Source organism: Streptomyces longisporoflavus (genome assembly GCF_014649775.1).
GTDB classification, from domain to species: domain Bacteria; phylum Actinomycetota; class Actinomycetes; order Streptomycetales; family Streptomycetaceae; genus Streptomyces; species Streptomyces longisporoflavus.
In genome coordinates, this window is record NZ_BMTR01000008.1 from 88554 (window position 1) to 110523 (window position 21970).

The following is a 21970-nucleotide window of genomic DNA, read 5'->3' on the forward strand; positions in this document are numbered from 1 at the left end:
CGCCGCGGGTCGCCGGCGCGAGGGCCTTGTGCGTACCGTCATCACCGGCTCCGCCGAGTTCGTCCTCAATCGCCGGACGGGCTGAGAGATGTCAGCACATGCCGCACCCCGTACGACCGCCAAGGCCGCCACCCCTCCGGCACATCCAGCCCGGGCAACCCCACGTCCGGGTCCCCCAGCGCCCGCATCCGAACAGCCGCCACCACCCCCGCGTCCACCCCCGCCAGAGCCAGGAGCCCCGCCCCCGCATCCTCCCGGTCCGCCCCCGCGTCGAGCCGGACCCGCCCGTCGGCAAGCGCGGCGGCCAGTTCCCCCAAGGGCCCCGGCTCCCCGGCGAGTGCGCCGGGCTCGGGGAACACATGGGTCAGCGTCCCGCACGGCGCGTCCAGCGCCTTGCCGTACCGCTCCACCAGCGAGGCAGCCTCCCCCCGCCCCACCAACGCCCGCACCGCGAACTCGTCGGGATCGGCCGCCCCCGGCGACCGCAGGCCGGGCCGTGCCGCGACCAGCGGGGCGAGGCGTGGATCGGCGCCGAGCCGCTCGTCCACGGCGTACGGATCCGCGTCGAGGTCGAAGAGCCGCCGCAACCTCTGCACGGCGGTCGTGAGGTCGCGAAGGTCGGTGAGGTGGAGCCGGGCGTCCAGCCAGCCGCCGACCCCGTGGTCGCTCTCCTCGACGGCCACGATCCCCGTCCCGTACGGCAGCCGCAGCGTACGCCGGTACGTCCGCCCGCCCCGCTCCCCGCTCACCTGCTCGACCCCGTCGACGGCCTCCTCGGCGAGCAGGTCGAAGACGGCGCCGGCCTGGTAGGCCCCGCGGTAGGCGAGCCGCAGCGGCACCCCGGCCGCGGGGGTGGCCCGCCCCGCGCTCCCGCCGCGCGGCGCTGCGGCCCGCAGCGCGCTGGGCGTCAGGGCGTACACCGCGCGGATCGTGTCGTTGAACTGCCGCACGCTGGCGAACCCCGCCGCGAACGCGATCTCCGTGATCGGCAGACCCGTGGTCTGGAGCAACACCCGCGCGGTGTGGGCGCGTTGGGCCCGCGCGAGAGCGACGGGCCCCGCGCCCAGCTCGGCGGTGAGCTGCCGCTGCACCTGCCGGGAGCTGTAGCCGAGCCGCGCGGCGAGGCCGGGGACGCCCTCTCGGTCGACGACGCCGTCACCGATCATGCGCATGGCGCGGCCGACGACGTCCGCGCGTACGTTCCACTCCGCGGACCCCGGCACGGCGTCCGGGCGGCAGCGTCGGCAGGCCCGGAATCCGGAGCCCTGGGCGGCTGCCGCGGTGGCGTAGTAGCGGACGTTCTGGCGCTTGGGGGTGACGGCGGGGCAGCTGGGCCGGCAGTAGATGCCGGTGGTCTCGACGGCGAAGAAGAACTCTCCGTCGAAGCGCGCGTCGCGGCTGCGCACTGCCTCGTATCCGGTCTCTTCATCGATCACGTTTCCCAGTGTGCGGCTTTGCCGGCGCTGCGGCTGGCGGAATTCGGACACGACGTTGCGGGGCGCCAGAGCACCAGAGCACCAGAGCACCAGAGCACCCCGCAACGTCGCGTGGCCCCTAGCGGAACCGGCCGCGCTTGGCCTCCATGGCGGCCTTGCCCTGCGCCCCCCGCAGCTTCCACTCGCGGCGCATGTCCGCCCGGAGCCTGGCGTCCGTCTTGGCGACGATGCGCTGGTTCTCGCGGATCAGCTTGCGGTAGCTCTCCAGGCGGCGGTCCGGGAGCGTGCCGTCCTCCACGGCCGCGAGTACCGCACAGCCGGGCTCGGCGGTGTGGGCGCAGTCGTGGAAGCGGCAGTCGGCCGACAGCTCCTCGATCTCGGAGAAGACCTGGCCGACGCCCGCCTCCGCGTCGTACAGACCGACTCCGCGCAGCCCCGGCGTATCGATGAGCACGCCACCCGCGGGGAGGACGAGGAGGTTGCGGGTCGTCGTGGTGTGGCGGCCCTTGCCGTCCACGTCACGGGCCGCGTTGACGTGCTGGACGTCCTCGCCGACCAGGGCGTTGGCCAGCGTCGACTTGCCTGCCCCGGACTGGCCGAGCAGGACGGACGTACCACCGGCGACGACGGCGCACAGGACGTCGACGCCTTCCCCGGTGGCGGCGCTGACCGGGAGCACCTGGACGCCGGGGGCCGTCGTCTCCACGTCCTCGACGAGGTAGGACAGGCCCGTGGCGTCCGGGACCAGGTCGGCCTTGGTGAGGACGACCAGCGGCTGTGCCCCGGACTCCCAGGCCAGCGCCAGAAACCGTTCGATCCGGCCGAGGTCGAGCTCGACGGCGAGCGAGACCGCGATGATCGCGTGGTCGACGTTGGCCGCGAGGATCTGCCCCTCGGACCGCTTGGAGGAGGTGGAGCGCACGAACGCGGTACGGCGCGGCAGGAGCGTACGCACATAGCGCGGATCGCCGCCGTCGGGGTCGACGGCGGCCCAGTCCCCCGTGCACACGACCTTCATGGGGTCGTGCGGAACGACGAACTCGGTGTCGGCGCGGATGACGCCCTCGGGAGTGACGAGGTCGCACTGCCCGCGGTCGACACGCAGCACACGACCGGGCAGCAGACCCCGCTCCGCGTACGGGATGAACTCGCTTTCCCGCTCCTCGTCCCAGCCGTAGGCCGCGAGGGGGTGCGAGAACGAAGAGGAGAAAGCCTGCATGGATGCAGAGGAAGACAAGGGGTGACCCTTCACAAGGGGCGGCCCCGGCGACCGCGCGTCAGCGCGGGAAGAAGGAGAGGTCAGCCGGAGGCCACGGAGGTGGACTTGATGAACTTCCGGATGCGGGCAGCGCCCATCTCAACGACAGCCATCGTTCACACCTCCCGGAGCACATCAGACCGAGTCACCCGCGGCCGCCTTATGGGGCCGCTGCCGTACGACGCCAACCTTAGAGACACTCCGGACGTGACGCCATTCAATTACGGACCGACTTCCAGCAACCCCTGGGCGGTGGCCAGCGCGTATGCGGACAGGGTGAATGCGTCGGTGATGCGCCGGTCCGCGACCATCGCGCGGAGTTCTTCCTGCGGTACGGCCTGGTACGCGTCGATCCCCTCCGCCCTGGCATCCCGGGCGGGTCTGTCCGTCAACTGGGCAGCTCCGATACGGGCGAGGTACAGGTGGTCCGCGCCGGCACGTAGCCCGGTATCGGGAGAGACGGCGCCGAGATACGTGAAGTCCGCGACATGGGCGCCCAGCTCTTCCCGGACTTCCCGGGCGGCCGTACCGGCACCGTCCTCCCCGGGGTCGCCGAATCCGCGGGGGATTTCCCAGTGCCAGGACCGATCGGCATGGCGGAAGTGATGCAGCAGAACGACGCGTCCATCGGCGAGCACGGGAAGCACAGCGGCTCCCCCCGACACGGACACAGGCACGATGCGGATATACGTTCCCAGCCGGCGGTCCCCGCGGTTCGCGAACCGTACGGCGTCACGCACCAGACAGAAGTAGGGGTCGCGATAAACGACGCCGATGTCTCCGACGCTCTCGGGCAGTCCGGCCGCGACGGCCGCCCGTGACGCTTCGCCGGACGCCTGTTCCTGGTCGGCTCGGTCGAGGAGGATTTCGAAAGCCGCGCCGGACGGGTTCTCGAAGAGCTCCGGGCGATGCTCACGCAGCGCGTCGTAGTCCGTGAGTGCCGCCTGCTTCCTGGCGGCTCGGTCGTGCGCGTTCATGGCTCCCCCTTGTCTGCGCGCCACGTCGTGGCCGCTGTTGCGGGGGACGAACGCACGTCGGTCACAGGTACAGAGCGATGGGGAGACGGTCGACCCGGGCCTCCACCGACGTGTACGTCTCCATGCTCTCCCGGTAATGGTCGTGCAATGCCTGGACCACGTCGAAGACACCGGTGGACGAGGAGCCCAGTGCCGCTCTGCTCTCGCGGAGCAGGGCACTCACCGTCGCCGCCAGCGCCGTGTCGCGCACGGACCACAGCGGCACGCCGATGGCACCGGCCCCACTGATGATCAAGGAACGCATGAACCCGAGGACGTCGCCGCCGTCGGACCCCATGCCCTGCCCGGCCAGACAGGCTCCCAGCACGGTGAGCTTGTTCCTCGGCAGGCTGACGCGCAGAGCGAGGTCGAACTGCGACAGCATGTCCGTCTCTCCCAGGTGGATCAGCGGGCCGGAAACCCCGGGCTCGTCCACGTACACCCCGTGGCCGGCGTACAGGAAGAACTCCGGCTTCACCGCGACCAGTTGCTCCAGTCCGTCCCAGTCGGCAGCGAAGGCACTCTCGACCTTGCCCACGAGTGCCTCGGGGACTTCACCCGCCACATGGACATGCGTTGCGGGCCAGCCGGCATCGACGACCTCGCGGCCTGTCGCCCGTGCATCGGTGGACAGCAGTGCGGCGAGGTCGTCGTCGTCCTCCATCAACTGCTTCTTGAGCAGATGGCGGCCACGGGTGACGAAGGCGGCCACGCTCACCGAGTGCGACAGCGGAACCCGGGCGGCGAGCGGCCGGTCGTCCTGTGGTTCGGTGGCGACATGCAGCGGGATCGCGAAGATGTCGTCGGTCGGAATCAGAGTGAGATGAGTCGGCGCCCCGCCCCGGTTGATGTGCTTCCACACAGGCCTGATCAGCAGGTTCCAGATGCGCCGACAGGTCTCTTCCCCGGGAACCGGGAACTCCCGGTCGCCTAGATCCTCGAAGACCTTGCGGGCGAGATCGGCCACGTCCGCGTAAGGAACAGAGGGCAGCAGCGTCAGCACCCCGTCGCGGCAGACCATGATGCCGAGCGAGTCGGGCTCGGGCGTCTCCTCGCCGTCCAGGGGCACGTCCGACGTGCCGAAGCGGAAGTACCGAACGACACACGAGCCCTGATGGTTGAGGGTGTACTGCACCAACTGATGGGCGATGTCCTCGTCATGTGTCGCCGATGTCAGCGGATGGTGGAGGAAGTGGTCCTCGTACTGCTGCTCCCGCTCGACGAGCAGTTCACGACGCTCCCTCGCCTTCTCCGCCTCGGCGGGGGGCTGTGCCCGCAGGGGCATGCGACGACCGTCAAGGAAGCCTCCCTGTGCCTGCGTTCCGTCCGTCGCCATGGGCAGCGGGTGGGCGGGGCGGCCGAGAACCGGCGGGCGGGAGGATGCGAGCAGGTCCAGAAGCTCCCGGCCCGATGACTCCTCCACCAGAGACACGATCTTCTCCAGGTCCTCCTGCCGGTGGCCGCCCCGTGCTATCTGCGTACCGATGGCCCGCAGGTACGCGGGCCTCACATGATTGGCATAGGCGCGTTTGTACACGGGGAGGGCGATCGCTTCCCGTACCGACTCCGCCATCTTCAGCCGGCGGTCCAGGACGTCCCGCGGACGATCGGCCGCGGGAAGGGCGGCAGCCGTCTCCCGGTAGTAGCGCACGGTGAAGGCGTAGAAGTCGACGTCGAGGCCGGCTCGGCGGCCGGCACCGGCCGCGTCGTCCTCCAGTTCGTCCAGCAGCCGCCCCAGATCGGCCAGGCCTTCGCGGCCTCCGCCGAGCCGGGCAAGGTTCTGGCGGGCGATACGCCTGCCCCGCTCCCACCCCGGCCCCTCGAACTCCGTCCGGCCGTGCACCAACTCACGCAGGGCCTCGAGCCGCTCTTCGGGACGGTCGCGGCAGAACGCCTCGTTCAACAGCGACTGTGCCGTGCGGTACATGTCGTGCAAGCCCTCGGAGATGGCTTTGGAGCGGGCGGTGACCCGCAGCGAACGCTCTCTGTCCCCGGCCTGCCGCAGGGCGATGGCGAGGTTGTGCAGACTGTTGGAGTAGCCGCGCAGGAACTCCCGGTGCCTCAGGGGCATGCCCTCGTCCAGGACGGCCTCGACGTCGACTCCCCGTTCGGTCGCCTGCTCGAGAATCCTGTCGTGCATCTGCTGCAGCGAGTGGACGAACGCGTCGACGTCCCTGCGTACGTCCTCTTCCGAGTCCCTCTCCCGCGCCACCTGGCCGCGCTCCTCGAACTCGGCCCGGGTGTAATTGCTGAGCAGGTCGGGCAGCGCCCACCACAGCCGGGCCCGCTCGGCCACCTCCACGGCGGTTCCGAAGGCACGGCGGGAGGCGGTGTAACTGCCCAGGCGGTATCGGATCCGGCCGGCTCCGTCGTACCAGCGGGCGAGGGCGTAGGCGGGGAAGACGTCATCGGCGTCATCAGGGTCCGCGGCACCGTCGGCCAGTAACGCCGACAGCCGTTCGGCGTCCGGCTGTGATGCCTCGATCAGTCGCAGCGCCGAGAGCAACTCGTAGCCGACGTCTGCCTGGACGATCTCGCACCAGTGTGCGCCGACCCGACGAGCGATGCCCCGGACGCCCGCCGCCGGGTCCTTGATGTGCGCTCGGGCCAGGCGCAGCATTCCGGTGGCATCCGCCTGGCGCATCGGGACGTCGAAGTCGATCTCGAACCTCATGATCAGGTCCTCGACGTCCAGGGCCTCCACAAAGGTCCTGATCACGGAGCTCGGGTCCTGCGGACGATGTCCGTCGGCCTGGGGCATGCGGCGAACTCCTCACGGGAGGGCTAGCGCGGTCGAGTCAGGAAGTGTGTGGCGAGGAACGTGATCAGGCCCGCCGTGAAGGCGCCGGAGAGCGTCCACGCGGCCGCGGGCGGCGCTGCTCCTCCGCGGGTTGCCCAGGCAGTGACGACCAGCCACCCCAGGGCGGCGCCGAGCAACCCCGCGGCGCACGAGTCGAGCCACCTGTACCGAGGTGTTGCGGGCGCGACACCGGCCCAGCGCAGCATGGCCAGCGGCAGGGCGAGGGCGAGAGCCGCCACCGCGGCGATGACCGGGGATTGGAGGACCGCCCGTATAGGCAGCTCGTAACTCATCGCTTGCACGGCCGCGAGCGCGGTGAGGACCGATCCCAGGATCGACGTCTGCACGAGCGTCAGCCACCCGCGGTGCACCGCCAGTTCGCGCTCGACGAGCACCGACACGGCCGCGCGCGCTCCTTCCGCCCGCTCGCGCACGGCTTCCAGATGCAGCCGGTCTTCCTCGACCTGCTTGATGATCCATTCAGCTTCGGCGAGGTCGGTCGCGGTCCAAGAGAGCCCCGTGCCGCGCCTGCGGACTCCTGGAGTGTGCAGACGCATGTTGGCGACGGCGGTCGAGAGGCTGCCGCTCAGCTGACGCTGCCGGGTGATCGTCCACAGCAGCCCCTGCGGGCCGAATTGCGCCTCGTCGACCAGCGTCGACGCCTTCAGCACACGCTCCAGGCGCACAGGGCGGCGCGTAGCGGACTTCAGCTCCCGCAAGAGTGCCGCGGTGCGCTCGTCGCTCTCGTCGATCTGCGCGTGCGACGCACCCGAGGCCTCGTACAGCTGCGCTTGGTACCGGATCTTCGAGAGCTGGAGAAGATAGCGTGCGAGCGGCATCAGTCCGTGCCGGCCCTCGACTGCCCAGGCCCACTCGTCGAGGGCCGCCTCCTGGCGGACCGGTGCGAGGACGTAAAGGTCGGTGGCCCCTCCCGGCCCGTCGGCGTCGGTGGAACGCCATACGTCGAAACCATGCTCCGTGCGGTCGAACCCGGTCCACCAGGACTCGCTTCCTGTCCGGGGAGCATGTCGGCGTACGAGATCGCACATCGCACGCTCTCTCCGTACGAACGCACGTCCATAAAGGGCCTCGAACACACGGAATTCACCGAGCACCCCCCGGGGCCGGGGCGGCAGATCCATGGCCTCCACCGCCCCGTTCCACTCGGCGTCGAGGTCGCTCCACTGGGTGAGGTCCGCCGTCGTGTCATTGGGCGCGAGCAGCGCGACGACGCCTACGACGTCATGTTCGGCGAAGGCGAAGGCCGAATAGAGGGAGGCGTCTGCCGGCCGTCGCGCGGCCGCCAGCACCTTGAACTCGGAGGTGGTCGAGAGGGCCGCGCCGAAGTCGATGTGGTCCGCGGGCGCCGGGATACCCGGAATCGGCTCGACCATGCCCAGCGACCGACAGGCACCCCACAGGGATTGGAGATAACTGCGCGAGTGATTGTCGATTTCCGAATCGGCCGGTGCGAACACCATGACGAGCAGAGCGGGCTTGGTGATTCGGTTCATGCCGCAGGCCAGCCTCGCGGACTTGCAGCTCGGGCATAGCCGGTCATTCCGACGCGCCCCGGTCCTCGCGGCCACCCGAGGCTCGGCCCACCGGACCACGTGCGTCCGCGGTGAGCCGTTCGATCAAGTGATTGCGCTTCTCCCGCTGCTGCGGCGGGATGGCCATACCCTTCGCGCCCAACCCTGCCCGTGCGCGGCGCACCTCTTTTCGCTCCAAGGCCTCGAGCGGGGCGAGCGCGCTCCTGATCTCGGTGTCGTCCCCTTCGGGGAGCAGGGGGTCGAGCCGGTCCAGCACGTCACCGACCGTGCGCCAATCCTCTGCGGTGAGCTGCTGCCAGTCCTCGATCTCTCTGAGGCGATCGATGATCTTCTGTGGATTCACGAAGCTCTCCCCCGATTAGCCCGCTCCCGCTCGCGAGTGCTCCTTCGCACTCGCCCGGGGCAAGAATTCTAGCGGCTGGCAGGGCGTCGAAATGAGTTTGGGGAAAGGCCGGTTCGTCCGAACCGCGGTCGGGATCAGGCAGAGCGCCTACTCGAATCTCATCGAGAGGCAGCGGGCTGCGCGGCCTCCGCACGCGCCCCCCGCACCTCCGCCGCCGGAGTAGCCGCCAGCGTCTTGCGGAGGTTGGTGCGCATCGTCGATGCCGCGTCCAGGACGTAGTTCTGGCGGACCTTCCAGGGGCTGCGGTCGCCCTGGCGGGGGAAGGCGTCGATGGAGCGTTGGACGTAGCCCGATGCGAGGTCGAGCAGCGGGCGTTCGTTCAGGGTGGTCGTCGGGCGTGGTTCCACGGCCGCGTAGTCATGTTCGCGCATGTGGTTGAGCACCTTGCACACGAGGCGGGACGTGAGGTCGGCGCGCAGGGTCCAGGAGGCGTTGGTGTAGCCGATGCAGACGGCGAAGTTCGGGACGCCCGTCATCATCGCGCCGCGCCAGACGAACTGCTCGTGCAGCGCGACCTGTCGGCCGTCGACGCTCGGGGCGATGCCGCCGAAGGCGAGCAGCCGAAGGCCGGTGGCGGTCACGATCACGTCGGCTTCCAGGACGCGGCCCGACGTGAGCCGGATGCCCTCGGGGACGAAGCGGTCGATGTGATCGGTGACGACCTCGGCCTCGCCCCTCTTGAGGACCTTGAACAGGTCGGCGTCGGGCACCGCGCACAGCCGCTGGTCCCACGGGTCGTACGAGGGGGTGAAGTGGTCGGCGACCATCCGGTCGTCCTTGACGTTGCGCTTGTTGAGGCCGGTGAGCAGGCGGCGCGCGGCTTTCGGGCTGCGCCGGCAGAACTGGTAGAGGCCGATGGCGAAGAGGATGTTCTTCGTCCGCACGATGCGGTGGGCCGCGTTCGCCGGCAGTACGGCGCGGATCGCGTCGGCCAGCCTGTCGCGCGAGGGCAGTGAGCCGATCCAGGTCGGGCTGCGCTGCAACATGGTGACGTGCGCGGCGCTCTGTGCCATCGCGGGCACCAGCGTGACGGCGGTGGCGCCGCTGCCGATGACGACCACGCGCTTGCCGGTGTGGTCGAGGTCGCCGGGCCAGAACTGGGGGTGCACGATCCGGCCGGTGAAGGAGTCGGCGCCTTCGAACTCGGGGGCGTGGCCCTGGTCGTAGTTGTAATAGCCCGCGCAGGAGTACAGGAAGTCGCAGGTGACGGTGGACCGCGTGCGGCTGCCGTCCGCCGCGGTGTGTTCGAGCGTCAGCGTCCAGCGTGCCGTAGCGGTCGACCAGTCGGCGCCGACGACCTTGGTTCCGTAGCGGATGTGGCGGTCGATGCCGAACTCCGCGGCCGTGTCCTTGATGTAGCCGAGGATGGACGGGCCGTCGGCGAGCACCTTCGCGCCGCGCCAGGGCTTGAAGGGGTAGCCGAGCGTGAACATGTCGGAGTCCGAGCGCACCCCCGGGTAGCGGAACAGGTCCCATGTGCCGCCCATGGACTGCCGCGCCTCGACGATCGCGTACGAACGCCCCGGGCACTCGGTCTGCAGCCGGTAGGCGGCGCCTACGCCGGAGAGCCCCGCGCCCACGATCACGACGTCGATGTGCTCGGCGGGAGCATCGGTGGCAGTGGTGCTTGAGTCTGCGGAGTGCGTCATTCCTTCAGTGTCCGGAAGCACACCCGGCAGGAATTGACCCGGGGCGACAGATCTTTGACCCTGGACGACATGTCCGTGATCAGATCGGCGGGGCTGCGCGGTTTCCGCGCCACGGTGGCGGAGCTCGGCGGCGACGCCGAGGCCTATGCCCGGCAGGCCGGCTGCCCCACGGCCGCGCTCGACGGGGACGACCTCCTGGTGCCCGAGGAGGCGATGGCCACGGTACTGGAGCTCGCCGCGGACGATCTCGGCTGCCCGGATCTCGGCCTTCGCATCGCGGCCCGGCAGGATCTGGGCATGCTCGGCGCCCTGGCGCTCGCCATCCAGAACTCCGAAACCCTCGGGGACGCCATGGAGTGCACGACGCGCTATCTGTTCGTGCACGCGCGCTCGCTGAGCCTCAGTCTGGAGCCCGATCCGTACGGCACGCCGGGGGTCGGCGCCCTGCGTTACGGCGTGCGCGAGGGCGTCGAGGCCCCGCCCCAGGGCATCGACCTCTCCCTGGGGTTCATGCACCGGGCCATCGTCTGTCTGGTCGGGCCCTACGGCCTCGTCTCGGTCGAGCTGCCGCATCCGCTCCTCGCCCCGCCGTCGGCGTACGAGGACTTCTTCGGCGTACCGGTGAAGGGGGACCGCCCCGCCGCCCTGCTGCGGGTCCCGCTCAGCCTGGCCGACCGACCGCTCGGCGGCGGCAACGCGCAGCTGCGCCGCCTCGCGCTCGCGTACCTGGACGAGCAGCTGCCCGCCGAGCGGGCGGACGTCGTCACCGGCGTCCGCGCGGTCGTCGGGCGGTCGCTCGGCACCTCGCCGCCCGCGATCGGGACCGTCGGCCGCCTCCTGAACGTCCATCCGCGGACCCTCCAGCGCAGACTGCGCGCCGCGGGCACGACGTTCGCCGAGGTCGTCGACGAGGAGCGGCGCGGCGCCGCCCGCCGCTACCTCACCGACACCGAACTGCCGCTCGGCCAGATCGCCCTGCTCCTCGGCCTCTCCGAGCAGTCCGCCCTCAACCGCTGCTGCCGCCGCTGGTGGGGAGTGACGCCGCGAGCGGTCCGGAGTGCATCACGTCAGCAATCCCGGACGCGGGAGGGTTGAGCGGAGGGTGCGATTCCGGCCAGTTTCGCGCGCGGAAGAAGCCGCCATCTGGCTCATTGTGCGGTGGACCAAGTAGATGCCCCAGGCATCCAATGGACAGGTAAAGGGAGCCCCTCCGCTTGTGAGGTAAGTCCATGACGGAATCAGTCGTGTCCGAACCGACCTCAGCAGCCGCCTCCGCACCAGTCGCCTCCGACTCACCGGCCTCCGAACCACCGGCCTCCGACTCAACAGCCTCCGCACCAGTCGCCTTCCCGCAGGACCGCACCTGCCCCTATCACCCGCCGACCGCGTACGAACCGCTCCGCGAGGCCCGGCCGCTCTCCCGGGTCCGGCTCTTCGACGGACGTTCCGTCTGGGTGGTCACCGGCCGGGGAACGGCCCGTGACCTGCTGATCGACCCGCGTCTGTCCACCGACCGGGAGAACGAGGCGTTCCCCGCGCCGACCGAGCGCTTCGCGCAGGTACGCAACCGCCGCGTCGCCCTGCTCGGCGTCGACGACCCCGTGCACAACGCCCAGCGCCGCATGCTGATCCCCAGCTTCTCCGTCAAGCGGATCGCCGCTCTGCGCCCGCGCATCCAGGAGACGGTCGACCGGCTCCTCGACGCCATGGAGGCGCAGGGGTCACCGGCCGAGCTGGTCAACGCGTTCGCGCTGCCGGTGCCGTCCATGGTGATCTGCGCCCTCCTCGGCGTGCCCTACGCCGACCACGAATTCTTCGAGGAGCAGTCGCGCCGGCTGCTGCGCGGCCCGCGTGCGCAGGACACCGAACGGGCGCGGGACGAACTGGACGCCTACTTCCACGCGTTGATCGAGCGCAAGCGCCGAGAGCCGGGAGACGGGCTGCTCGACGAACTCATCCGGCGGCAGCTCTCCGAGGGCGCGCTCGACCGCGAGGAACTGGTCAGCCTGGCGACGATCCTGCTGGTCGCGGGCCATGAGACGACGGCGAACATGATCTCCCTCGGTACGTTCACGCTCCTCCAGCATCCGCGGCAGCTCGCGGAACTGCGCGCCGAGCAGGAGCTGATGCCCGCCGCGGTCGAGGAACTGCTGCGCTTCCTGTCCATCGCGGACGGACTGCTGCGGGTGGCGAAGGAGGACATCGACGTCGCGGGCAACACCATCCGCGCGGACGACGGCGTCGTCTTCTCCACCTCTCTCATCAATCGCGACGCCGCGGCCTACGAGAAGCCCGAGGAGCTGGACTTCCACCGCGCCGACCGCCACCACCTCGCCTTCGGCTTCGGCATCCACCAGTGCCTTGGCCAGAACCTCGCCCGCGCCGAGATCGACATCGCCCTGCGGACGCTCTTCGAGCGGCTGCCGGGGCTGCGTCTGGCCGTGCCGGCGCGGGACATCCCCTTCAAACCCGGCGACACGATCCAGGGGATGCTCGAACTCCCCGTCATCTGGTAGGAGTTGAGCGTGCGTATCCATGTGGAACAGGAGCGGTGCGTGGGCGCGGGGATGTGCGCCCTCACCGCTCCGAGCGTCTTCACCCAGGACGACGACGGCTTCAGCGAGGTCCTCCCCGGCCGCGAGGACGGCGGCGGCGATCCCCTGGTGCACGAGGCCGCGCGGGCCTGCCCGGTGCAGGCCGTCACCGTCGACGAATCCTGAGCACCGGGCCCCGGATGTCCCCGGGGTCCGACATCAACCGCGCAACGTCACCGTAAAGCTCCGTCCGTACGCCCGGCGGGTGTCGACGTCGATCCGGGTCCCGCCGCGGGCCCGGCTCACCCGTACCCCCTCGTCGGCCGTGACCTCCCGCAGGGGACGGCCGCGGAGCAGCACGGTGACCTTGTCGCGGTCCATCGTCGGGTCCGACACCGCCACCGTCACCGGGCCGCGCCTCTCGCGCCGCACGAGCACGGACGCGGGCCCCTCGATCCGTGTCCCGGCGATCTCGTGGTGTCCCGGCGTGAAGCTGTTCGCGGCGGTCAGGCCGAGGCCGGCGTGGCTGACCGCCTGCAGCCGCACCGTGTTCGCGAGGACCTTCAGCGGCTGCCCGCCCCGGTACGCCCGCAGCCCCGCCTCGCCCGCGTTCGGCACCAGCGCGTAGGCCAGCGACAGGGGCCGGGCCCCGGCCGCCCGGTCCACGCTCACGCCGAGGACGGTGCGCGTCACCGCCGTGTCGGGGTTCGCGGTACGGACGACCCGGCGGCTGCGGGTGACCTTGTCCAGGGCGACCCGCACCCGCGGCGTGTCCAGGAAGACGTAGCCGACGGCGGCCTGCCGCGTGGCGTTGGCCCAGCGCAGCCACCGGAGGTCGCCCGTGCCCGCACCGGTCCACGGGCGGCCGTCACGCAGCTCCCCCGTCACGGAGACCTGGTCGTCCGGGGCCGCGGTGCGCGCGTCGACCGTCGTCGTCACGGCGCGCCCCGCCCCGTCGCCCACCCCGGCGGCGAGCACCACGATCTCCTCGTCCAGCAGAAACCACGACTTCGTCGCCGTCGCGCCCCGGTAGACCACGACGTCGTCCGGCAGGAGCTGCCGGTCGCGGAAGGCGGCGTCACTCGACTGCACCGCCCCGACCGCGCCGTACGCCCCGAGGACCGCGCCCCCGGAGTGCCGGTTGGTGCCGCGCGGGAAGTAGACGTACTTGTTCTGCGACTCGGACGACGAGGTGAAGTTCAGCGGGTGGCCGGGGTTGTCGTAGTACGGCTTCCCGTACAGCTCGGGGATCGTCCGGCGCTGCTCGACCGGCGCGGTGACACCCGCGAGGCCGTACGGCGAGACGGTGGTGAAGTAGTCGACCCCGAACGCCTGCGTCTGGTCCTGGCCCGAGAGGTAGAGGTAGTACGCGCCGTCGCCCTGGAACCACGGCATGAGATTTTCGCCGCTCATGTACTCGTACTTGCTGATCCGGTCCGAGCTGCGTGCGAGCGCGAAGGCGTAGCCCTCTCTGCGGTGGACGTGCCTGTCCATGGCGTTGAAGGCGACGCTGCGCGAGGCCGGATTCAGGTCCGCGGGCGGCACGGAGGCGTCGCCGATGATGTCGGCGTAGCGCACGATGCTGACCGGCGAGACGAAGCCGACCGGGTTGAGCGCGGCGCGCGAGGTCGACCGGATGTGCTTCACGTAGCTCTTCAGGGCGGTGGCGTCGGCGCCCGTGGAGAGGGAGGAGAGGTCCACGACGGCCTCGACGACGACCCCGACGTCGACGTAGCCGCCGTCGGGCCGCGACACCGCACGTCCCTTGACGATCTCCATCATCCAGCCCTCGAAGATGAGCGGCGCGAAGCCGTCGCGGACCCACCTGCGGACCGTCGGCACCAGCTCCTCGCCGTGCGCGAAGCCCGTGCCGTCGAGGATCTTGAGGGTCTGCACGACCCTGGTGAGCAGGCCCTTTCCGTACGAACCCGTGTACGCGACGGAGGCGTGCTGTATGAACGAGCCGTCGGCGTAGTAACCGTCCGTCACGCCGTGCCGGAGGCCGTAGGGGTCGATGGTGACGAAGACCGTCAGCTGGTCGGTGAGGGCCTTGCGGATGCGGGCCTCGCCGCCCGCGCCGACGAGCGCGCCCTGGAGGATGCGGTTGGTGGTGATGTCGGCGAGGTTGGCGCCGGTGTGGAAGCGCGAGTCGAGGTTCACGTCCCCGTCGGTGCCGTTGCGCAGATAGGCGTCCATCGAGGTGACGTAGGTGGTGATGAGGCCGGGCTCGTACGTCCGCACCTCGTCGACGAGAAGCGCGAGGGTCTTGCTGACGTGCTGGGAGATGCCGATCTCCCAGTTGAACCAGTTGCCGTAGTAGCCCTTGGACTGATCGCCGTAGTAGCGCTCGTGCAGCCATCCGAGGCCGTCGATCACGCGGCGCTGCACGGCGGTGTCGCCGTAGAGGTCCGAGGGGGCGGGGCCGGGGGTGCGGGTGGCGAGGGCGATCTCGTAGAGACGCCTGAAGGCCGTGTTGAGGTTGGCGTCGTCCGTGCCGAGCGCCAGGCCCGCGAACAGCTCGCCCTCGCCCGCGTCGTCCATGGACTTCAGGTTCGTCCGCGCGGTCTTCTCGATCGCGGCGAGCTTGGCGGCCGTCTCGGGGCGCGCGTTGGACTCGGCGGTGCCCGCGAAGATCCCCACGGTGTTGGCCAGGAGCCGGTCGCTGTCCGCCGCGGCCTCGGCCGCGCTCACGGGCGGCGCGGGGAGCACCGCCAGGAGACCGGCGGCCGAGAGGGCGGACAGCAGGCGTCTGCGGGTGATGTCCATGGCGACCTCCGCGGATCGGTTGGCGTTCGTTCCGGCGTTCCGGCGTTCCGGCGTTCCGGCGTTCCGGCGTTCCGGCGTTCCGGCGTTCCGGCGTTCCGGCGTTCCGGCGTTCCGGCGTTCCGGCGGGCGGAGTCAAGCAGACGCCCCGGGCGGCGACAAGGGAGAGTGCGCCCGCCGCGCGGCGGGACCGATCGGACCGGCAGCGACTAGGCTCGACACTGTGAGGACGGAAGAGCACGCACCAGGGCCGTTCGCCATCGTGGCCGTCGCCTCGTCCGCCGGAGGCATCCAGGGTCTCGCCGAGATCCTGGGCGCGCTCGGCCCCGGACTGCCCGTGCCCGTGCTCGTGGTCCAGCATCTCGATCCCCGTCACCGCACGCTCCTCGCGGAGGTCCTCAGCCGGCGCACGGCACTCAGTGTGAAGCTGGCGGAGGACCAGGAGAGCGCCGAGCCGGGCGTCGTCTATCTGGCGCCGCCCGACCGGCACCTCCTGGTGGGGCCGGACGGCGTACTCACGCTGTCGAACAGTAAGCTCGTGCACTTCGTGCGCCCCTCCGCTGACCTGCTGTTCGAGTCGATGGCGGGAGCGTACGGCCCGCAGGCCATCGCCTGTGTGATCACCGGCACCGGTATGGACGGCGCGATGGGTGTGGAGGCGGTCAAGTCGCGGGGCGGCACCGTGATCGCCGAGGACCCGGAGAGTGCGCGGTTCGCGGGGATGCCCACGGCGGCGGTGGACACCGGAGCCGTGGACTTCGTACTCCGTATCGAGGAAATCGCCGCGGCCATCCGCGGCCTTGTCGAGGACAAGAGGCAGTAATGGGTGAGTCGTCCGGCGCCGGGGCAGAGCAGGGCGCGCAGCCCGGGGCACAGGGACATCCGGAGCCCGCGAGCGAGGCACAGCAGGTACGTGAAGCGGACAGGATGCGTGCAGCAGAGCAGGGGCATCGGAGGGAGCGGGGACAGGAGACACGGCCGGCCCGCGAACAACAGCCCGACGGACTCCCCGACCCCGGTCTCGAGGATCTCCTCGCGTTCATCCGTGACGCACGCGGGTTCGACTTCACCGGCTACAAACGCTCCACCCTCGGCCGTCGCATCCGCAAGCGCATGGGCGACGTCGCCGTCCAGGGGTACGCGGACTACCGCGACCTCCTGGAGACCGACGCGGACGAGTTCCGTGCGCTGTTCAACACGATCCTGATCAACGTCACCTCCGTGTTCCGCGACCCGGACGCCTGGGGCCTCCTCCAGCGCGAGGCGCTGCCCGAACTCCTCGGTTCCGTCGACCCGTCCTCGGAGATCCGGGTCTGGAGCGCGGGCTGCTCCAGCGGCGAGGAGGCGTACTCCCTGGCCATGATGTTCGCGGAGGCGCTCGGCGTCGAGGAGTGCGTGAACCGCGTCAAGATCTACGCCACGGACGTCGACGAGGAAGCCCTGCGTGACGCGCGCTCGGGGCAGTATCCCGCGAGGTCCCTGGAGCCGCTGTCCAGGGAGCTGCGCGACAAGTACTTCGAGCGCAACGGCACGCAGTACGCCTTCCGGACGGATCTGCGGCGCCGCGTCATCTTCGGCCGGCACGACATCACCCGTGACGCCCCGATCTCCCGCCTCGACCTGCTCGTCTGCCGCAACACGCTGATGTACTTCAACGTGGAAGCGCAGGCGCAGATCCTCGACCGCTTCCACTTCGCCCTGCGCGAAGGCGGCTGTCTCTTCCTCGGCAAGGCCGAAATGCTCCTGAACGACACCGATCGCTTCGAGGCGATCAGCATCCGCCAGCGCGTCTTCCGCCGCCGGCCCGGCGGCAGCGCGCCGCCGTATCCCGCGACGCCGCCCCTGAAGAGCAGGGTCGGCGTGGGCCTGGAGAGGCAGCAGGCCACGCAGACGGGACAGCTGCGTGATCTGGTTCTCGACGCGACGCCGGGGGCGAGCATCGCCCTGGACGGCAACGGCATCGTCGTCCTGATCAACCACGGGGCACGCTCGCAATTCGGTCTCACGCCCAACGACGTGGGGCGCCCCTTCCAGGACCTGGAGATCTCCTACCGGCCCGCCGAGCTCCGCTCGCTGATCGACCAGGCCGTCTACGAACGCAGGTCGATGCACGTCCGCGGCGCGGAGCGCCGGCTGGGCAACGATTTGCAGTACTTCGACATCGGCATCCAGCCGATCATGGGCGGTCCCGGCGGGCCCGGTCTGCCGATCGCCATCAACGTCACGTTCATGGACGTCACGCAGTCCACCCGGCTCAAGGCCGAGGTCAAGCGCGTGCGTGAGGACCTGGAGACGGCGTACGAGGAACTCCAGTCGACCAACGAGGAGCTGGAGACCACCAACGAGGAACTCCAGTCGAGCATCGAGGAGCTGGAGACCACCAACGAAGAGCTCCAGTCGACCAACGAGGAGCTGGAGACGACCAACGAAGAGCTCCAGTCCGGCAATGAAGAGCTCGAGACGATGAACGACGAGATGCGGCTGCGCACCACGGACCTGGACGAGGCGCATGCCTTCCTCGAGGGAGTGGTGAGCAGTATCGCGGCCGGGGTGGTGGTGCTCTCGGCCGACATGCGCACGAAGAACTGGAACCGCGGCGCGGTCGACCTGTGGGGGCTGCGCCCGGACGAGGTGCTCGACGAACCCTTCTTCGCCCTCGATTTCGGTCTGCCCACGGACCGCCTGCGCGACGTCATCCAGCAGTGCGTCGCGTCGGGCAAGCGGGCGGGTCCCGTGGTCATCCCCGCGGTGAACCGCATCGGACGGAAAATCGACTGTTCGGTGATCTGCTCTCCGTTCGACGGTCACAACGGAGGTGTTGTCCTCCTGATGGAAGACGTCGCCGACTCCGGCGGCAGCTGACACGACACGTCGTAGGCTGGTGGGATGAGCGCGATGGAGGGCGGCTTCCCGGAGGCGGGCGGCCCGGCCGACACCGCCCGGGCGCGTGCCGGCCGGGCGGACAGGCGCGCCGCGCAGGAGGTGGCGAACGCCGAGCGGCATGAGCGGCGCTTCGCGGAGACCGGCCGCGAGTTCCACTCGGCGATGGCGACGCGGCACCGTGCGGTCGCCGAGCGGCATCTCACCACGGCACGCCTCCAGCACGCGTACGTTCTGCGGTTGGCGGAGGCGGAGAGCGAGAACAGCGGCGTACCCCCTCTCTTCATGGCGGGGGTCGCCGAAGCCTGCGGGACGCGCAGTGCCGCGCTCACGCTCCTCGGGGACGACCTGAGCCAGCTCGCGGTCGCCGCCTCGGACCAGCCGTCGCGCGGCGCCCAGGACCTGGAGTACGTCCTGACCGCGGGCCCCGGCCGCGACGCGGCCCGCCACCGGCGCGCGGTGTACGCGTCGGGTGCCACGCTGGAGAGGCGCTGGCCCGGTTATGGCTCCGGCCTGGCCGCCCTCGGTCTGCGCGCGGTCGCGGCGCTGCCGCTGAACGCGTCGTCGGACTGCATAGGTGTGCTCACGGTCTTCGACCCCGCGGCGGCCCTCGCCAGGTCGGGCAGGTTCCGCGAGGTCGCCGCCGCGCTGGCGGACGGGGTGCTCATAGGGCCCGACGCGGACCCCGGGCTCTACGGCGGCACGGATCTGCGTGCCGTGGTCCATCAGGCGTCCGGTGTGCTGTCCGAGCAGTCGGGCAGTTCGGTCGATGATGCGCTGGCGCTCATCAAGGCGCGGTCGTTCGCCCTGGGGGTGCCGCTCGAAACAGTGGCCCGGCGCGTCATCTCCGGGGATCTGAAGCTGAAGTAGTCCGGGAGCTGACGCGGGGGTCCGTATTCCCGGCAACCATCCCCGGCAGCCCGCGCATCCCCGGCAACCCGCGCCCCGTCGCCCCCGTCGCGGTTGATAGCGTCGCTCGTCCGATCTTGCTGCGTGATCTTGCTGTTGCCCGACGGGGGAAGGGGGCCGCCGTGCCCGGGATGCGTGACGTCCGCAGGCGTACGTGGCTGCTGGTGGCCGGCGGGACCGCGCTCGCGCTCGCTGTCGGCGGCACCGGGATCGCCGTGTCGCGGTCAGGGGAGCGCGACGCCCGTGCCGCGGCCAACCAGGAGCAGCTGGCCCGGGGCTGCAAGGGCCTGTTCCCCGGCGAGCTGCGCTCCTTCGTGCCGGACGACTCGGCGGGCGTACTGACCGAGTACGGCACGATGCTCGCCCCTCGGCAGCAGAGCCGGGCGCTGCTCGACTGCACGCTGTCGTGGGGCGGGGGTGCCGACCGCGTGGAGCCCGACGCGCAGGTGAGGGTGCGGGCGGAGGCGGTGCTCGGCCGGACCGACGCTCCGGACGGCGGCTTCGGACTGCCGCTGCCGAGCAGCGCGCTGGGCGGGGGTGGCGCCGAGGACCGCCGTGACGGCAGCGAGGTGTCGGCCACGATCCTCGCCGAGTGCCCGAAGGGACTGAGCGGGCGGGTACGGCCGTCGGAGGATCTGCGCGTTTTCGTGGCTCTGCCGTCGAGGGCGGACAGCGAGTACGACGTCTCGGAGGCCGACCGGCTCCTTGCGGAACGCACCGCGGTCCGGGTCGCCGACCGGGTGAGCCGTGAACAGGGCTGCGGCGCGCGGCCGTTGACCGGCGCCGCGAAGCCGAAGGGCTCCGACTCGCTCTGCGACTGGCTCTCCCCCGAGGCCCTGGAGTTCGCCCGCGGCGACTGGAAGTTCTACGGCAACGACACGACCTACAGCGAGCGCGCGGGGTCCTGCGGCGGCCGGTGGGACGGCGCCGGAGGCCGGGCGGCCTGGCCGAAGACCGCGGCGGCGGGTGTGGACAGCTGGTCCGGTGTCCTCGCCCCGAGCGCGTACGACGACTTCGCCGGCGACGGCGACGTCCCCGGCAGCGATCGGCGCCGGCACAAGCCGGACGGCGAGGGCCGGTTGACCGTCAAGAAGTCGGGTGACGACCCGCTGCTCGCGCTCTGGGCGCGGTCGGTCTGCGACGGCGGTCCCGCGTTCCACCGGGCCACGGTCATGCCCGCCCTCGACTTCGCGGACCAGGACGAGTTGCTCCTGGAGAAGAAGGACCGGCGGCGGATGTCGGCGGACGCCCGGGCCCTGCTCGACCGCTATCTGGCGGCGGACGACGGCTGGGCACGGCGCGCGCACTGCCGGGACACGAAGATCATGGGAGAGGTGGAGGAGTGGCAGGGCTGAGCCTGCGGCCCGGGACCGGACGGAAGCTCGGCGGGGCTGCCGGGGCGCTGCTCGCCCTCGCGCTGGTGGCGGGCGGGTACTTCTGGTTCGGCGGGGGCTACGACCGGTGGGTGGCGCAGCGCCTGGTGAGCGGGGCCTGCGAGGGAGTCCTCCCGGCCTCCGAGGTGCGTGACGTACTGGGCGAGGGGCCGTACAAGGACGAGACGCAGGACCGGGCCGAAGGCGGGCTGGGCGATGGCTCCCTGCGCGTGCGCTGCACGATCGTGCGCGACGCCGAGCACCACACGGGCCGTTCCACGCGCGACGGCTCGGTGACGGTGAACGTGCGGGCGGTGCCGGAGCGGGTGGCGAAGGACGACAACGGCCGGGAGGCCCGGGAGCGGCGGCGCGAGGACATCACCGGCGATTACGAGGGCGCGTACCCGGACGTGAGCACCGACCTGCCCCCGGTCGCGCTCGGGCCCGGCTGGAACGGCGCCTTCACCGCCGGTGAGTCGAGCGTCGACGGTGCGACGGCCACCACCGCGGTCTTGCTCGACTGCGCGCGCGGCCGCGGCGGACTCCTCGTCACGGTCGACGCCAAGGACGAGACCGGGACTGCGGACGACCCCCGTCGGCGCACCGCCTTCGCCCGGATCGCCACCGCCACGGCCGCGAACGCCTCCGGCCACTGGGGCTGCGACGCCGATACGGGCAAGCCTCCGCGTACGGTGGCGCAGCCCGTGAACGGCGACGAGGACGTGGCGCCCGCCGACGCCACCGGGTCGTGCGAGGGTGTTCCGGGTCGCGGCTCCGAGGTCGCGCGGGCGTGGGAGGGCGCGCGGGGCGGGACGCCGGTCGAGGTGTGCGTGCTGGGGCCCGCGAGTGTGACGGAGGACGGCCTGCCGGTGGCCCGCTCGTCCTCCGACGTGGGCGGGCTCTACCGGCTGAGTGCGTTCTACGGCCCGTTCGCGCAGGACGAGCGGTACGGCTACCAGGACCGCTACGACTACATGGAGCAGGACCGCGTCCCCGGCGGGGCGCCGTCGGGCCGGCTCCCGGACGGCGGCTACTGGGTGAGCGCGGTGTGCGAGAAGGGCGGCGAGCGGGCCCTGTTCACGATGGAGCCGCCGGGCTCCCGCACCCCGTCATACCAACAGGACAAGAAGGACAAGCCCACACCCGCCGACCGCACCTACCAGCGCACCGCCCTCAAGGCATTCGCGAAGGCCTCGGCAAAGACGCACGCCTGCGGCACGCCTGCCCCCGTGCGCCCCTGACCCGGCGCGATCCCGCCGGACGGTGCGGCCTCGCGGGACGGGGCGGCGCGCGCCGGTGGTGTGTGCTGCATTCGTCCAACTCCGGGGCCGAGAATCCAACAACCCCCGCCGTGCGGGTGTTGTGACGTCCCGGCTCCCCGCTGTCTGATGGAGGT

16 protein-coding genes are annotated in these 21970 nt (G+C 71.0%); 8 read left to right on the forward strand and 8 right to left on the reverse strand.

The window, feature by feature from the left end:
• Positions 1–65: 65 nt before the first annotated feature.
• The 7 genes from IE226_RS17870 to IE226_RS17900 form a co-directional block, all read right to left on the reverse strand.
• Positions 66–1433: a DNA-3-methyladenine glycosylase 2 family protein gene (locus IE226_RS17870; RefSeq protein WP_190082474.1), complete on the reverse strand. Its 1368-nt coding sequence runs from the start codon at positions 1431–1433 to the stop codon at positions 66–68.
• Between the two features lie 121 nt (positions 1434–1554).
• A complete protein-coding gene (rsgA, locus tag IE226_RS17875; RefSeq protein WP_190082267.1) occupies positions 1555–2655 on the reverse strand; it encodes a ribosome small subunit-dependent GTPase A in 1101 nt (366 codons plus the stop codon).
• A 260-nt stretch (positions 2656–2915) separates the two neighbouring features.
• The gene (locus tag IE226_RS17880; RefSeq protein WP_190082268.1) at positions 2916–3671 is read right to left on the reverse strand and encodes an NUDIX hydrolase; all 756 of its coding nucleotides are present in this window, start codon (positions 3669–3671) and stop codon (positions 2916–2918) included.
• Positions 3672–3732: 61 nt separating this feature from the next.
• The gene (locus IE226_RS17885) at positions 3733–6471 is read right to left on the reverse strand and encodes a CHAT domain-containing protein (protein ID WP_190082269.1); all 2739 of its coding nucleotides are present in this window, start codon (positions 6469–6471) and stop codon (positions 3733–3735) included.
• 23 nt (positions 6472–6494) lie between these two features.
• A complete protein-coding gene (locus tag IE226_RS17890) occupies positions 6495–8024 on the reverse strand; it encodes a CATRA conflict system CASPASE/TPR repeat-associated protein (protein WP_190082270.1) in 1530 nt (509 codons plus the stop codon).
• 43 nt (positions 8025–8067) lie between these two features.
• Entirely contained in the window at positions 8068–8406 is a 339-nt protein-coding gene (locus tag IE226_RS17895) for a CATRA system-associated protein (RefSeq protein WP_190082271.1), read from the reverse strand.
• A gap of 158 nt (positions 8407–8564) precedes the next feature.
• Positions 8565–10115 (reverse strand): flavin-containing monooxygenase, encoded by a 1551-nt coding sequence (locus IE226_RS17900; protein ID WP_190082272.1) that lies wholly within the window; start codon positions 10113–10115, stop codon positions 8565–8567.
• Between the two features lie 69 nt (positions 10116–10184).
• On the opposite strand from IE226_RS17900, the gene IE226_RS17905 reads away from it, so the two are divergent.
• The 3 genes from IE226_RS17905 to IE226_RS17915 all read left to right on the forward strand — a co-directional run bounded on the left by IE226_RS17905 (position 10185) and on the right by IE226_RS17915 (position 12835).
• A complete protein-coding gene (locus IE226_RS17905; RefSeq protein ID WP_190082273.1) occupies positions 10185–11210 on the forward strand; it encodes an AraC family transcriptional regulator in 1026 nt (341 codons plus the stop codon).
• A 134-nt stretch (positions 11211–11344) separates the two neighbouring features.
• Positions 11345–12631 carry a cytochrome P450 gene (locus IE226_RS17910; RefSeq protein ID WP_190082274.1) on the forward strand — a complete coding sequence of 429 codons (1287 nt, stop codon included), beginning with the start codon at positions 11345–11347 and terminating at the stop codon, positions 12629–12631.
• Positions 12632–12640: 9 nt separating this feature from the next.
• Positions 12641–12835, forward strand: coding sequence for a ferredoxin (locus IE226_RS17915; protein ID WP_190082275.1), 195 nt, complete (start codon positions 12641–12643; stop codon positions 12833–12835).
• 33 nt (positions 12836–12868) lie between these two features.
• Here IE226_RS17915 and IE226_RS17920 read toward each other — a convergent pair whose 3' ends face one another.
• Positions 12869–15415, reverse strand: a complete 2547-nt coding sequence (locus IE226_RS17920; protein ID WP_190082276.1) for a polysaccharide lyase family 8 super-sandwich domain-containing protein — start codon at positions 15413–15415, stop codon at positions 12869–12871.
• A 220-nt stretch (positions 15416–15635) separates the two neighbouring features.
• Between IE226_RS17920 and IE226_RS17925 the strand changes: the two genes are divergently transcribed.
• From IE226_RS17925 to IE226_RS17945, 5 genes are all read left to right on the forward strand, one after another.
• Entirely contained in the window at positions 15636–16235 is a 600-nt protein-coding gene (locus tag IE226_RS17925; protein WP_190082277.1) for a chemotaxis protein CheB, read from the forward strand.
• A gap of 104 nt (positions 16236–16339) precedes the next feature.
• Positions 16340–18274 carry a CheR family methyltransferase gene (locus IE226_RS17930; protein WP_190082278.1) on the forward strand — a complete coding sequence of 645 codons (1935 nt, stop codon included), beginning with the start codon at positions 16340–16342 and terminating at the stop codon, positions 18272–18274.
• A gap of 24 nt (positions 18275–18298) precedes the next feature.
• Positions 18299–19162: a GAF and ANTAR domain-containing protein gene (locus IE226_RS17935; protein WP_229871147.1), complete on the forward strand. Its 864-nt coding sequence runs from the start codon at positions 18299–18301 to the stop codon at positions 19160–19162.
• 170 nt (positions 19163–19332) lie between these two features.
• Positions 19333–20556, forward strand: a complete 1224-nt coding sequence (locus tag IE226_RS17940; protein ID WP_229871227.1) for a hypothetical protein — start codon at positions 19333–19335, stop codon at positions 20554–20556.
• Positions 20544–21815, forward strand: a complete 1272-nt coding sequence (locus IE226_RS17945) for a hypothetical protein (RefSeq protein ID WP_229871149.1) — start codon at positions 20544–20546, stop codon at positions 21813–21815. The genes IE226_RS17940 and IE226_RS17945 overlap by 13 nt, the downstream gene beginning before the upstream one ends.
• Positions 21816–21970 lie beyond the last annotated feature (155 nt).